Source organism: Lentzea sp. NPDC004782, assembly GCF_040609115.1.
In the GTDB taxonomy this organism is placed as follows: Bacteria; Actinomycetota; Actinomycetes; order Mycobacteriales; family Pseudonocardiaceae; genus Lentzea.
Map to the genome: position 1 here is coordinate 45,164 of NZ_JBEXJN010000046.1, position 13,264 is coordinate 58,427.

At 69.8% G+C, this 13,264-nt stretch carries 13 protein-coding genes; 1 reads left to right on the forward strand and 12 read right to left on the reverse strand.

Annotated elements, in window-relative coordinates:
* Nucleotides 1-76 precede the first annotated feature (76 nt).
* The 5 genes from ABZV40_RS33785 to ABZV40_RS33805 all read right to left on the reverse strand — a co-directional run bounded on the left by ABZV40_RS33785 (nt 77) and on the right by ABZV40_RS33805 (nt 7,980).
* A complete protein-coding gene (locus ABZV40_RS33785; RefSeq protein WP_355450872.1) occupies nt 77-874 on the reverse strand; it encodes an ABC transporter ATP-binding protein in 798 nt (265 codons plus the stop codon).
* Entirely contained in the window at nt 858-1,637 is a 780-nt protein-coding gene (locus ABZV40_RS33790; RefSeq protein ID WP_355450875.1) for an ABC transporter permease, read from the reverse strand. Before ABZV40_RS33790 ends, ABZV40_RS33785 begins: the two co-directional genes overlap by 17 nt.
* Nucleotides 1,622-2,365, reverse strand: a complete 744-nt coding sequence (locus ABZV40_RS33795; RefSeq protein ID WP_355450878.1) for an ABC transporter permease — start codon at nt 2,363-2,365, stop codon at nt 1,622-1,624. The genes ABZV40_RS33790 and ABZV40_RS33795 overlap by 16 nt, the downstream gene beginning before the upstream one ends.
* 81 nt (nt 2,366-2,446) lie before the next feature.
* The gene (locus tag ABZV40_RS33800) at nt 2,447-5,179 is read right to left on the reverse strand and encodes a helix-turn-helix transcriptional regulator (RefSeq protein ID WP_355450881.1); all 2,733 of its coding nucleotides are present in this window, start codon (nt 5,177-5,179) and stop codon (nt 2,447-2,449) included.
* Between the two features lie 92 nt (nt 5,180-5,271).
* Complete coding sequence (locus ABZV40_RS33805; RefSeq protein WP_355450884.1) at nt 5,272-7,980, reverse strand: helix-turn-helix domain-containing protein; 2,709 nt, start codon at nt 7,978-7,980, stop codon at nt 5,272-5,274.
* Nucleotides 7,981-8,122: 142 nt separating this feature from the next.
* Here ABZV40_RS33805 and ABZV40_RS33810 point away from each other — a divergent pair, with 142 nt between their 5' ends.
* Entirely contained in the window at nt 8,123-8,338 is a 216-nt protein-coding gene (locus ABZV40_RS33810; RefSeq protein ID WP_355450887.1) for a hypothetical protein, read from the forward strand.
* 9 nt (nt 8,339-8,347) lie between these two features.
* Here ABZV40_RS33810 and ABZV40_RS33815 read toward each other — a convergent pair whose 3' ends face one another.
* From ABZV40_RS33815 to xerD, 7 genes are all read right to left on the reverse strand, one after another.
* A complete protein-coding gene (locus ABZV40_RS33815; protein ID WP_355450890.1) occupies nt 8,348-9,082 on the reverse strand; it encodes a pseudouridine synthase in 735 nt (244 codons plus the stop codon).
* Nucleotides 9,075-9,869 carry an SMC-Scp complex subunit ScpB gene (gene scpB / locus ABZV40_RS33820; protein WP_355450893.1) on the reverse strand — a complete coding sequence of 265 codons (795 nt, stop codon included), beginning with the start codon at nt 9,867-9,869 and terminating at the stop codon, nt 9,075-9,077. The genes ABZV40_RS33815 and scpB overlap by 8 nt, the downstream gene beginning before the upstream one ends.
* Nucleotides 9,869-10,696, reverse strand: a complete 828-nt coding sequence (locus tag ABZV40_RS33825) for a segregation/condensation protein A (RefSeq protein WP_355450895.1) — start codon at nt 10,694-10,696, stop codon at nt 9,869-9,871. Before ABZV40_RS33825 ends, scpB begins: the two co-directional genes overlap by 1 nt.
* A complete protein-coding gene (locus ABZV40_RS33830; protein WP_355450898.1) occupies nt 10,693-11,013 on the reverse strand; it encodes a hypothetical protein in 321 nt (106 codons plus the stop codon). The genes ABZV40_RS33825 and ABZV40_RS33830 overlap by 4 nt, the downstream gene beginning before the upstream one ends.
* Nucleotides 11,010-11,933 carry an AAA family ATPase gene (locus ABZV40_RS33835; RefSeq protein ID WP_355450900.1) on the reverse strand — a complete coding sequence of 308 codons (924 nt, stop codon included), beginning with the start codon at nt 11,931-11,933 and terminating at the stop codon, nt 11,010-11,012. The genes ABZV40_RS33830 and ABZV40_RS33835 overlap by 4 nt, the downstream gene beginning before the upstream one ends.
* A 101-nt stretch (nt 11,934-12,034) precedes the next feature.
* The gene (locus tag ABZV40_RS33840) at nt 12,035-12,364 is read right to left on the reverse strand and encodes a helix-turn-helix domain-containing protein (protein WP_355450903.1); all 330 of its coding nucleotides are present in this window, start codon (nt 12,362-12,364) and stop codon (nt 12,035-12,037) included.
* 24 nt (nt 12,365-12,388) lie between these two features.
* The gene (xerD, locus tag ABZV40_RS33845; RefSeq protein WP_355450963.1) at nt 12,389-13,264 is read right to left on the reverse strand and encodes a site-specific tyrosine recombinase XerD; all 876 of its coding nucleotides are present in this window, start codon (nt 13,262-13,264) and stop codon (nt 12,389-12,391) included.

Below are 13,264 nucleotides of genomic sequence, written 5' to 3' on the forward strand. Positions count from 1 at the left end.
CGGCCCCGTCTCCCGTGCGACGCAGATCAGCCCCGGACCGCGACGGGTCCGGGGCTGATCTGCATCTGCTCGTGCGTCAGGAAGAAACGGTCTCGCTCAGCGACTCGCGCTCGGCGGCGGCCCACTTCTCGACGTCCAGCGCCGGCTTGCCCACGTTCAGCAGCCGCGCCACCTTCGACCGCAGCGCCACGAAACCCTCGTCGGTCCGCGTCGTCACCTGGTCGCGCTCGGCGGGCAGCGGCACCTCCAGATCGGCTACCAGACGGGCAGGAGAGCCCGACAGGACGAGGATCCGGTCTCCCAGGTACACCGACTCGTCGATGTCGTGCGTGACCACGAGAACGGTCGTGTCGTGCTCACGGCGCACGCGAAGCAACAGGTCCTCCAGCTCGAACCGGGTCTGCGCGTCCACCGAGGCGAACGGCTCGTCCATCAACAACAACGAAGGCCGGTAGGCCAACGCGCGCGCGATCGCCACGCGCTGCTGCATACCGCCGGAAAGCTGCCACGGCCGCTTGCGGGCCGCACCGGACAGTCCGACCCACTCCAGCGCCTCGGCGGCGCGTGCGCGGCGTTCCGCGCGAGGCAGGCTCCGCAGCGGGAACTCCACGTTGCCCTGCACGCTCAGCCACGGGAAGAGCGAGCGCGAGTAGTCCTGGAACACCACGGCGAGATGCGAGCCGTTGAGGGACACGTCGCCACGCGATGGCGCGACGAGCCCGGAGATCGTGCGCAGCAGTGTCGATTTGCCACACCCCGACGGTCCCACCACACACACCAGTTCCCCGGCGCGCACGGTGAACGACAGGCCCCCAATGGCCTCGTGGTCGCCGTAGGTGTGGCCTAGATCAGCCACCTCAAGCATGTTGCTCATCCCTACTCCTCGGTTGCCACGCCAACACCCTGCGTTCCACCGCGAGAAGCGCGGTGTTGAGTCCGTAGCCGAGCACGCCCAACAGGACGATCCCGGCCCACATGCGCGTGTAGTCGAACTCGCGCTGTGCCTGCATGAGCTGCGAGCCGATGCCGTTGTCCGTGCCCACGAGCTCGGAGATCACCATCAGCACCAGCGAAAGCGACAACGACACCCGCAGGCCGGCGAAGATCTTGGGCGACGCGGCGGGCAGGACCACGCCGAGCACCCACTGCCAGCGCGGGATCCGGAAGACCGCGGAAGTGTCCACTTTGGTCACGTCGACGGAACGGGCACCGTCCACGCTGTTGAGCAGCACCGGCCACACGACGCCGAAGACGATCGTCGCGAGCTGCATCGACGTGCCCGCCTTGAACAGCAACAGGAACACCGGCACCAGCGCGGGCGGCGGGATCGAGCGCAGGAACACCAGCAACGGTCCCGCGTACTCCATCGCGCGCTCGGAGCGGCCCAGCAGCAGGCCCAGCGACACGCCGATCACCGAGGCGATGGCCCAGCCGCCGAGCAGCCGCACGATCGACGGCACCACGTGCTCGGTGACGTTCGACGGCTCCAGCACCCACCACTCCCACGCCGCCGTAAGGATCTTCGACGGCGGTGGGAAGAACGGGTCGTCCGCGAACCAGCCGAGCAACTGCCACACGGCGACGAGCCCGGCGAACACGGTCCACCGCTGCAGGAACCTGGTCACCAGGCCACCCATCGCCGGCGGACGCGTTCGAGACCGTTGTTGAGCAGGACGCCGATCGCGCCCGCGACCACGGTGCCGACCAGCACCTGGTCCATCCGTCCCGGCCCGCTGCGGGCCTCCATGATGAAGTAGCCCAGGCCCACCTGGCTGCCCGCCATGAGCTCCACGCTCACCATCACGACCAGCGCGGTCGTCGCCGCGAGCCGGATTCCGGTGAGGACGAACGGCAACGCGCTCGGCAGCGCCACGCGGAACAGCACGCCCGTGCGGCCGGTGCCGAAAACCCTTGCGGTGTCGACCAGCAACGGGTCCAGCTCGTCGAGGGCGTAGATGGTGTTGAAGAGGATCGGCCACAGTGCCGCGTACACGGCCAGGGTGATCTTGGTTTCCGGTCCGAAGCCGAGCATCACCAGCGCGAGCGGAATCAGTGCCACAGAAGGGATCGGGCGCAGGAACTCGATGACCGCGCGGGTCGCGTGCCGCACGGCCGGAACGCTGCCGAGGACCAGTCCACTCGGCACGGCGATGGCGATCGCGATCACGATGGCGATCAGCAGTGCCAGGACCGTTGCCACGACATGACGGAGGAACTCCGGCGAAGTCAGCTGCGTGACCAGCTCACCGAACACGTCGGACGGTGGCGGAAGCGCGTGTGCAGGGATGAGAGGGGAGCGTCCTAAGAGCTCCCACAGCACGAGAAACCCGGCAATGCCGAGAAGTCCCCTTGTGAACGCACGCACTCGGTCACCCTAGAGAGTGGATCTCCCGTTCACAATGCGTGTTTGGCCAACTCCGGGTTGTTTCCCACACATCAAGGCGGTTCAGCAGACTTCCACGCGCTCCACTTCGCCGAAGCTCTTCACCCATTCGGAGTCCGTGAGCCGCGCACCGTCTTTTTCACACATCTTCTTGATGATGCGGGCGCTGTCGAGGTCGTACGGCAGCAGCTCGGGGTTCTGGCCCCCGCCGCGCACGAGGAAGTCGCCGTACTGCGGCCGGTACACCGCCGCCGTCGAGTGCCCCTGCCCGGACACGTACACGAGCCGGTCCGCCGGGCGTCCCGACGTGTAGAGCCGCTGGACCTCGAAGACGTTGTCACGCACCACGGCCACGCGGTCGTCGTCGGCGGAGAACGTCACCCGCGCCGCGGTGCGCAGCACGCTGTCGATCGTCGCGCGCAGCACCGGTGACTTGCCCGGCACGCGCTGCCACACCTGCACGACGGACTCGGGCGAGTGCTCGACGGCGAGCCACCGGCCGTCGCTGCTGTAGGTGAGGCCGCGGACGTAGCCCTGCTGCGTCAACGACGGCGCCGCCTTCTCGAACGTGGCTCCGACGCGCCAGAACTCGATCGTCGAGGTGCCGCTCGCCGCGTCCCAGACCGCGGTGGCGAGCTCGCGGCCGTCCTGGCTCAGCGCGACGGTCTCGGCGTCGCGCACCGGCACCGGCCACAGGCGCGGCTTCCCGGGATCGCTGAGGTCGTACAGCTCCAGGTGCTCGGACGCGTCCGGCGTCGGGAGGCCGACCTCGGCCACCTCGCCGATCTTGCCGATGATCCGCGAGCCGTCCGCGCTCAGGTCGAGCGTCCGGAACCGGTCCGCGAGCCGTGCGAGGTAGGTGATGTCGCCGGCGCTGTTGACGGCCCACAGGTGCTGCCGCTCGCTGCGGTCCTGCGTGACCGCGCGGTGCTGGGCGAGCTTGACGACCCGGTGGCCGTCGAAGAACCGCTTGCCGGACGTCGCGCGGTCCTCGTCGAGGTCCCACATGCGGTCGGTGCCGTCCCCGTCGGTCACCGCGGCCAGCTGGCCGAGCGGCGCGACCTGCACGACCGCGTCGTCCGCCGGGGTGCCGGTGAACGGGATCCCGCGCGTCATCGCGTTGGCGAGCCGCAGCACCTTCTCGGCCTCGATCGACGGGTTGACCTTGTAGCCGACCAGCGCGTACTTGTCCGCGTACGGCCGCCGCTGCTCCATCAGCGCCTCGGACTCGGAGATCGCCTTGCCGCCGAGCTCCCGGTCGTGCAGCTCGGTGATCCTGCGTTCGGTGGACAGCGAGTAGACGACCGTGCCGGGCACGAGCGCGATCAGCACGGCCGCCACCGCGATCAACGCCGTCGAGCGGCGCGTCTCGCGTTTGGCGCTGAGGTCGACGAACCGCCGTTCCCGCACCGTCAGGAACTCGCCGAGCTCCCTGGCCCTGCGCAACCGCGCGCCGCGGTAGAGCGCCATCGGGTCGCGGTCGCTCGCCTCCCACAGCTCCATCGCGGTGACGAGCTGCTCGTGCGTGCGGAGGTTCTCGCGTTCCTCGTCGATCCACTCGGTGAGCCGCGGCCAGCGCAGCAGCGCGTCGTGGGCGAGCTCGACCCCGTCCTCGGTCAGCGTGACCAGCCTGGCCCCCGCGAGCAGGTCCAGCAGCGCGGACTCGACGTCGGGCCTGCGGCTCCGGCGTTGCACGATTCCGTTGCGCTGCACCGAGACCAGCCGCAGGAGAACCTTCTTCGCCTCCGCCCGCTCGTCTTCGGTCAGGTGGTCGAAGAACGCGGTCGCCGCCCGTCCGACGACGTGCTCGATGCCACCGGTCTCCTCGAACCCGGCCTGCGACAACGTCATGCCGCGCTTGCGCCGCCACGTCTCGGTGAGCACCTGCTGCACCAACGGCAGCGCGTGCTGGTTGGCGGCGTCCGCGACCAGCCGGGCGATCACGGCCGTCTCGATCGTGGCGCCGATCTTGGCGGCGGGCTCGGTGATCGCGCGCCGCAGCTGGTCCGCGCTCATCGGCGCGATGACGATCTCGTTGCCGCGCAGGCCCTTCTCGTGGCACCGGTCGCGGTGGTCGGCGCGGACCGCGACGACGACGTGCGGGCAGCGGGTCAGCGCGGTGACGAAGTCCTGCTGGTCCAGCGCCTTCTCGACGTCGTCGACGAGGACGGTCAGGCCGGGCCGGTGCTGGCGGATCCGCAACCGGAGGTGGTCCGGGTCCTGTCGCAGCTGTGCGGCGAGCCGTGCGGGCGTCGTGTCGCCGAAGACCTCGGCGAGGGCGCGGGCGAGGTTCTCCAGCGCGTCGCCGTCCGGCGTGACCAGCACCGCGTCGTCGAGCGCGGGCTTGACCCCGGCGGCGAGGAGGGAGGTGCGGCCCGACCCGGAGACGCCGACGAGAACGGTGAGCGGTTTCGCCCTGACCGACTCCACGACCTGTTCGACGAGGTACTCACGGCCGAAGAACTTCTTCGCGTCGTCTTCCCCGAACGGTTCCCCACCCGGATACGGTGCGTTAGGCTGCAATGGCATTGCGTGTTCGGCGGCGAGCTCGCGCCACCGCTTGGTCCAGGGCGCCGGATCGCCTTCACAGGCACGCACGAACGCGAGCGTCAGCGCGAGGGACGGCAGTTTCCGGCCGCCCGCGGCGTCGGACAACGCCGTGGGCGAGTAGTTGGCCCGCCGAGCCAGCTCGCGGTAGCTCGGTTTACCTGCCTGGTCACGCAGTCTGCGCAGGTCACCGGCGAACCGCAGCAACGCGGTGTCCTCCGGACCCAGCGGTCGTTCCCCTCGTGGCATGCCGCCTCCTGGCCGGATTGTCCACCAGAGGTTCGCCTGTCGTCTAACACCCCGCTAACAGCTCACCGGCCAGACGTCATTCTGGTGATCGTTCAACACGGCGGGGTGAACTCCAGGTCACCGAAGTACCGCCGCCACTCCTCGCGGTTCATCGGCCGGACCGCCTGTTCGCAGATCCGCACCGCCGGGTCGCGCGGGTCGACGTCCCACAGCCGCACCGCCCGGTCCGCGCCGCCCGTCACGACCTCGTCGCCCTTCGGCCTGAGCCCGACCGCGGCGACCGGTCCCGTGTGACCGCGCAGCAACGCCTGTTCGACCGGCTCTTCGCGGTCCTTGAGCCGCCACAGCCGCACCAGGCCGTCGTCCGTGGCCACCGCGAGCCTCTCAGGTCCGAGCCAGGCGGAGGTGACCGAGCCACCGCCGGACGGGACCTCGGCGCGCAGCACCGGGTGACGCAGGTCGGTGACGTCCCAGACGTGCACCGCGGTGGTGCCGGTGGTCAGCAGCAGGTCCTCGCCCGCGAACTGGGCGGTGCCCGCGAACTGCTTGGTCAGGGACAGCAGGGCCGGGTTGCGCGGGTCGGTGACGTCGACGAGGTGGACGGCGCGACCGGTGGTGACGGCGGCGAGGACCTGGCCGTCCGGGCGGAAGGCCAAGCCCGCCAACGGACCCAGGCCCAGCTGGGCGGTGGTGAGGAGTCTGGGCCGGTCGAGCCGGAGATCGGTCCAGAAGCTCAGCGCGCCGTCGTGGTCGGTGGTGACGAGGGTGGTGCCCTGCCAGGCGATCGCGGTGGCGTGCGTGGGCAGCGCGGCCAGTTCGCGGGGCTTGCCGAGGGAGACGTCGACGACGTGGACGGCACCGTCCTCGCTGACCGACGCGACCAGGCCGCCGGCCGAGTCCATCGCCAACGCCGTCACGGCACCGGCATGCCTGGTGGCCTCGTGGGAGGTGCGCGGTGACGGCAGGTCTTCGAGGTCGGTCAGCACCACGGTGCCGTCGCGGTGCCCGGTGACCACCTGCTGCTGGGTCGGTCCGACCACCAGCGCCGTCACCTCCGCCGGGGCTTCGCGCACCACCTGGGACGGGACGTTCTCCTGGCGCAGACCGTTGCGTGCCTGGGTCAACGGCATGAGCCGATAGGCGGCCAGCGACACCTGCTCGGCCAGGCCGGGGTTGGTGGAGCGCAGGGCCGCGGCCTCGCCGACGGCGTTGAGCACCACGGCGGCGGTGCGTTGTTCAGCGGCGGTTCTGCTGGCCTGCAAGGCGAAGGCCGTCGAACTGGCGGCGACGACGACCAGGGCGGCGAGCGCGGCGAGCAGTTGACGCTGACGACGCGTGCGTCTTCGTGTGCTCGTGTGGACTTCTTCCTCGGCGGCGCGACTGGCGGCGAGGAACGCGCGTTCCCCGGAGTTCAGCGCGAGGCCGGCCGGGACGGTGGCCAACCTGCGTCCGCGCAACAACGCGCCGGGATCGCGGTCCAGTGACTCCCAGGTCTGGGTGGCGTGCGTGAGTTCGCGCTGCGCCTTGATGTTCTCTCGTTCTTCTTCGATCCACGCACCGAACGTGGGCCAGCTGCGGATCAACGCCTCGTGCGCCAGTTCGACGCCGTCGCGGTCGATGACGACGAGCCGGGCCGCGGCCAGCGCCTGCAGCACCTGCTCGTCGGCTTCGAGCTCGTCCTTGCCGGCCCGGCGTTTCGTGTCGTCCTCGGTGACGAGCCGCAGCAGGATCCGCTTGGCCTGCTGCCGTTGGTGCGGGGACAGCCCGTCGAGCACGTCCTGCGCGGTGCGGGCGATCGCGTGTTCGAGGCCGCCGACCTCCTCGTAGCCCGCGAGCGTCAACGTCATGCCGCGGCGGTGCTGCCAGGTCTCCGCGAGCGCGTGGGACAGCAACGGCAATACGGCGGCCTGTCCCACCGCGTCGGCCATCAGACGGGCCAGCAGTGCCGTCTCCACCTTGGCGCCCGCGAAGGCCGCGGGTTCGGTGATGGCGAGACGCAGCTCGTCCGGCGTCATCGGGCCGACCATGAGCTGACCGCCGTTGAGAGCCGCGACGAGTTCCGGATATCGCGCGCAATGCCCGTAGTAGTCGGCGCGCACACCGATGACCACCTTCGTGCAGCCCAGGAGTGCCGAGATGAGCCACACGCGCAGCTCTTCGTTGCGGCACAACGTGAACAGCTCCTCGAACTGGTCCACGACCACGAGGTGCTGATGCCTGCGTCGCAGCTCCGCGGGATCTGCGAGCTCGTCGGCCAGCTCGACCGCGTCCTGGCCGGTGAGCCGGGCGAGCGCGACCGCGCACTCCTCGACGGGGTTCGCGCCGGGCGTGAACAGCAGGACCGGCTCGCGGGTGCGGGCGATGAGACCGGCCCGCAGCAGCGACGACTTCCCCACCCCGGACGGCCCGAACACGCCCGTGAACCGGTTCTTCGTGGCGAGCAGCTCCGCCGTCAACCGCTCACGCCCGAAGAACCTCGGCGCGTCGTCCGGCTGGAACATCGCGAGCCCCGCGTACGGACTGCCGGCCGCCTGCGGTTTGCTCTCCGCGACCGCCCGCCACCGCCGCTCCCACTCCTCCGGGTCGGCGTCACAGGCCTTCACGTACGCCTTGGTGACCGCGAGACTGGGCAGCTTCCGCCCACCGGCCGCCTCCGAGAGCGCGGCCGCCGAGTAGTGCGCCCGCCGGCTCAGCTCCCGGTAGGTGGGGCTGCCCGCCCGTTCCCGCAGCCTGCGCAGATCCGCGGCGAACTGCAGCAGACCGCTCTCGCCCTCGTCGAGAGGGCGTTCCCGTCTCGGCATCCCGTCATTGTTCAGAGAACCTCGTTCAGCGGCCAACGCCTGACCGCGAACAACCCGTTCGCCCCAACCGTGCCGGGCGGTTTGGTTGTCAACCTGAGCGCTGCGACCGTGGACAACGGTGATGTGCCTAGATTCCGGCGATGTGACCACTGACTCGGTCGTGCCGGCCCGGATGGTCTGCGAGCTCCGCCGCGGCGTCGTCGTGACGTGGCCGGGCGAGCCGCTGAAGCATCTCCCGGCGGGCACCGAGTTCTTCGTCGACGCGTGGGTCGGCGACGGCTGGTACCGCGGCCGGCTGCGGGACGACCCCCGGCCGCTGGACGTGCACGCGAGAGATCTCGGGCTGCCGCGCGGCTGAGGGGCCGGATCAGAGACCGACGAGCTTGTACAGACCGCCGACTTCCTGCCGGTTGAGCACGCGCATCGAACCGGGCCGCTGGTTGCCGAGCGACACGTCCCCGATCGCGACCCGCACCAGCGACTGCACCGGATAGCCGACGTGCTCCAGCAGACGACGCACGATGTGCTTGCGTCCCTCGTGCAGGATCACCTCGACCAGCGCCTTGCCGGGAACCGCGCTGATGAGCTTGAACGAGTCGACCTTGATCGGCCCGTCCTCCAGCTCGATGCCCGCCTTGAGCTTCTTGCCGAGCCCCTTCTCGACCGGGCCGGGCACCTCGGCGAGGTAGGTCTTCATGACGTTGTAGCTGGGGTGCATCAGCCGGTGCGCGAGCTCACCGTCGTTGGTGAGCAGCAGCAGCCCCTCGGTCTCGGCGTCGAGCCGGCCGACGTGGAAGAGCCGCTCCTTGCGGTTGCGCACCAGGTCGCCGACGCACGGCCGCCCCAGGTCGTCCTCCATCGTCGACAGCATGCCGTACGGCTTGTTCAGCGCGATCGTCACGACGTCCTCGCGGATCTGCACCCGCACGCCGTCCACGTGCACCACGGCCGTCTGGGGGTCGATCCGCCGTCCCTGCTCGCGCACGACCTTGCCGTCGACCTGGACGCGGCCCTGCTCGATCAGCTCCTCGGAAGCACGGCGCGAGGCGATCCCCGCCTGCGCGAGCACCTTCTGCAGGCGCACGCCCTCGTTCTCAGACATCGTCGATCGCATCCACTTCGGGCAGCAGCGGCGCGATTGGGGGCAGGTCCTTCAGTGACGACAGCCCCAACCGCTCCAGGAACAGTTCGGTCGTGCGGTACAGGATCCCACCCGTGTCGCTGTCCGTGCCCGTCTCCTCGATGAGCCCCCGCGCGACCAGGGTCCGGATCACACCGTCCACGTTGACACCGCGGACCGCCGCGATCCGCGCCCTCGTGACGGGCTGCCGGTAGGCGATCACCGCGAGCGTCTCCAGGGCCGCGCGGGTGAGTTTCGCGCGCTGCCCGTCGAGCAGCAGCTTCTCCACGAACGGGGCGAACCGGTCCCGCGTGTAGAACCGCCAGCCGTCCCCCGCCCTGCGTAGATCGATGCCACTGCCGGACTCGGTGTACCGGTTCGACAGTCTACGGAGTGCCTCCTTGATTCGCTTAACCGGCTGCTCAAGGGCACTGCTGAGCTGGTCTTCGGCGATCGGGCTGTCGACGACCAGCAGGACGGACTCCAGCGCGGCCTCGAAGACCGCGTCGTCGGTGAGGTCCGGCAGCCCGCTGTCCTCGATGACCTCCTCGGGGGCGGCGGCGAGCAGCTGCGCCTCGAGCTCGGCGGCCGCGTCGACGTCCTCCTCCGCCTCGCCCGAGTCCTCAGGTCGATGAAGGGCGCCTTCATCGACGTCAGGTGCGGCAAGGCGCCCTTCATCGACAACGACGTCCTCGGGCTCGGCCCCGTCGAACGCCGGTCCCGGGTTCCGCACCTCTGCCGCGTCCGGCCCCACCAGTGGCTCGCTCATCAGCCGTAGTCCTCGTCCTCATCGCCGGCGTGGGCCTGCGCCTGCGCCTGCTCCAACGTCCCACCGACCCACGTCACCTGCAGCGGGCCTAGCGGGTCCTCCTGCTCGAACGCGAGCGACTTCTCCCGGTACAGCTCCAGCAGCGCCAGGAACCGCGCGACGACCTCCATGGTCTCCGTGCAGTCCGCGACGATCTCCGCGAACGACGCCGTGCCCCGCTCGATCAGCAACGCGCGGAGCAGGTCGGCCGTCTCGCGGATCGACACCCGGTGCTGGTGGATGTGCGCGACGGACAGGGTCCGCTTCTGCTTCGGCCGGAACGCCGCCGCGGCGATCAGGGCGAACTTGTCGGGCGTCACGCCGAGCATCACCTCGGGCAGCAGGCCCTCGAAGCGCGGCTCCAGCGACACCGACCGCGGGTACCGGCGGTACGCGCCCTGTTCCAGCTCGGCGAACAGGGCCGCCACCTGCTTGTACGCCCGGTACTGCAGGAGCCGGGCGAACAGCAGGTCGCGGGCCTCCAGCAACGCCAGGTCGTCCTCGTCCTCGACGTCACCGGCGGGCAGCAGCCGGGCGGCCTTCAGGTCGAGCAGCGTGGCCGCGATGACCAGGAACTCGGTGGTCTCGTCGAGGTCCCAGGACTCGCCCATGGCGCGGATGTGCGCGATGAAGTCGTCGGTGACCTGGTGCAACGCCACCTCGGTCACGTCGAGCGTGTGCTGGGAGATCAGCTGCAGCAGCAGGTCGAACGGGCCCTCGAAGTTCGTGAGCCGAACCTTGAACTTGCCGTCGTCAACCGGAGACTCAGCGGGAACTTCTTCTGTCACTGCTCGCGCAACCTGCGTACCAGCAACGACGCGTCACCGTGCGTCTCCAGGTCGTCGAGCACGATCGCGATCGCCTCGCGCACCACACGTCCGCGGTCGACCCCGAGCCCGTGCGACCCGCGCAGCACCAGCCGCGCCTGTTCCAGGGCCAGCAGCTCCTCGTCCGACACGTACACCGTGATCTTCGTGGTGTGCTTGGTGCGACCGGAACCGCGACGCTGAACAGGCGGTTCGACGGCGTCCGAGACCTCGGCGGGCGTGGCGGACGTCAGCCGGAAGAGCTCCGCCGCGCCCGGCAGTGAGGGGCGACGGTTCACCGGGCGATCACCTCGCGGGCCAGGGCGCGGTAGGAGTTGGCACCGGAGGACCGCGGCGCCCAGCGCGTGATCGGCTCACCGGCCACGGTCGTCTCCGGGAAGCGCACCGTGCGGTTGATGACCGAGTCGAACACGATGTCGCCGAACGCCTCCACGACGCGGGCCATGACCTCGCGCGAGTGCAGCGTGCGCGGGTCGAACATCGTGGCGAGGATGCCGGTGATGTTGAGCTTGGGGTTCAACCGTTCCTTGACCTTCTCGATGGTGTCGATGAGCAGCGCCACCCCGCGCAGCGAGAAGAACTCGCACTCCAGCGGGATCAGCACTCCGTCCGCGGCCGCGAGGGCGTTCACCGTGAGCAGGCCGAGCGAGGGCTGGCAGTCGACCAGCACGTAGTCGTAGTGGTCGATGACGGGACGAAGGGTGCGCACGAGCGTGTGCTCGCGGCCCACCTCCGACACGAGCTGGATCTCGGCCGCCGACAGGTCGATGTTGCTCGGCAGCAGGTCCATGTCGTCGACCATCGTCTTGCGGATGACGTCGCGGACGGCGGTGTCGCCTTCCATGATGACGTTGTAGATCGTGGTTTCCAGCTGGTGCGGGTGCACGCCGAGGCCGACGGACAGCGCGCCCTGCGGGTCGAAGTCGACGAGCAGCACGCGTCTGCCGTACTCGGCCAGCGCCGCGCCCAGGTTGATGGTCGACGTCGTCTTGCCGACGCCGCCCTTCTGGTTGCAGATCGCCAGGATCTTCGCCGGGCCGTGGTGCAGCAACGGCGGCGGATCCGGGATGTGCCGGCGCGGGCGGCCGGTCGGTCCGATGCCGTCGACCTGCTCCTGGGCGACGTCGTCCACCGGCGCGGCGTGCGGAGCCAGGCTCAGTTCGGCACGGGGCGCGAAAGCGTGCTCCGGTGTCGACATGGCTGGCGTTCCCTCACTGGTCGTAGTCGTCTCTCCGGGCGCAGCCTAGGCCGCACCCGTGCGAGCGGCAACGCGCCTCGCCGGGGTTTGTCAAGACTTTGTCAGGCCAGAACATCCGCTCGTGTACGCCTGTCGGCAGCGGAAAGCACCACGTCGAGCAGGCCTGGGAAGAGAAGGTCCAGGTCATCTCGGCGCAGTGACACCCAGCGCTGGTTGCCGCGGCAGCGTGTTCGGGTGATGCCCGCTTCGCGCAACACGCGCAGGTGCTGGGAAAGGGTCGACTTCGCCACGTCAACCTCGAAGGCCCCGCACAGCCTCTCGCCACTGATCTGGATCTGGCGAACGACCGCGAGCCGGGTCGGGTCGCTCAGCGCGTGCAGCACGGCGGCGAGATCGATGGCCTGTGGGGACGGCTCGTCCAAGTTCGGCACCTGACCACCGTACCCGTGGAAGCCTCATGTTCCAGTGGCCCGAGGGTGTGCAGTTGCGTAGACCTCCCTCAAAGTCGTAACGGTTACCAGTGTGTACACCTGAGTGGTGGTAACGGATGCGTGTCCGAGAAGTTCTTGCACCACCCGAACGTCCGCACCCCCTTCCAACAGATGGGTGGCAAACGAATGTCGCAACGTGTGCGGGGACACCGCGGCGGTGATCCCGGCGTCCTCCGCGGCGGTCTTCAGCACGGTCCACGCGCTCTGCCGGGAAAGCCTTCCTCCGCGCGCGTTCAAGAACAACGCGGGCGTGCCGCGCCCCTTGGCCGCCAACGCCGGCCGCGCGCGAACGAGATAGGCGTCCACCGCCGCCAACGCCGGTCGCCCCACCGGAACCAGCCGCTGTTTCCCGCCTTTTCCGTCGAGCAGCACGGTGCGCTCGGCCGCGTCGATGTCGTCCACGTCGAGCCCGACCACCTCGGAGATCCGGGCTCCGGTCGAGTACAGCAGCTCCAGCAACGCCTTGTCCCTGAGGTTTCCCACGTTGTCGAGCAGCGTCAGGACATCGTTGACAGGTAAGGCTTTCGGCAGCCTCTTCGGTGGCGATGGCGGGTGCACGGCCCGTGCGGCGTCATGTGGCACCACGCCCTCACGGTGCGCAAAACGATGTAGTCCGCGCACGGCGACCAACGTCCGGGCCGCCGACGACGCCGCGAGCCCGCTCTCCCGCAACGCCGCCAGGAACTCGCTCACGTGCAGCTCGGTCACCGCGCCCAGGTCCGTGATCCCGACGGACTCCAGGTGCTCGGTGTAGCGGCGCAGATCGCGGGTGTAGGAGTCGAGCGTGTTGCGGGCCGTGCCGCGTTCCACGGCGAGGTGGTCGAGGTAGCTCGCCACCAG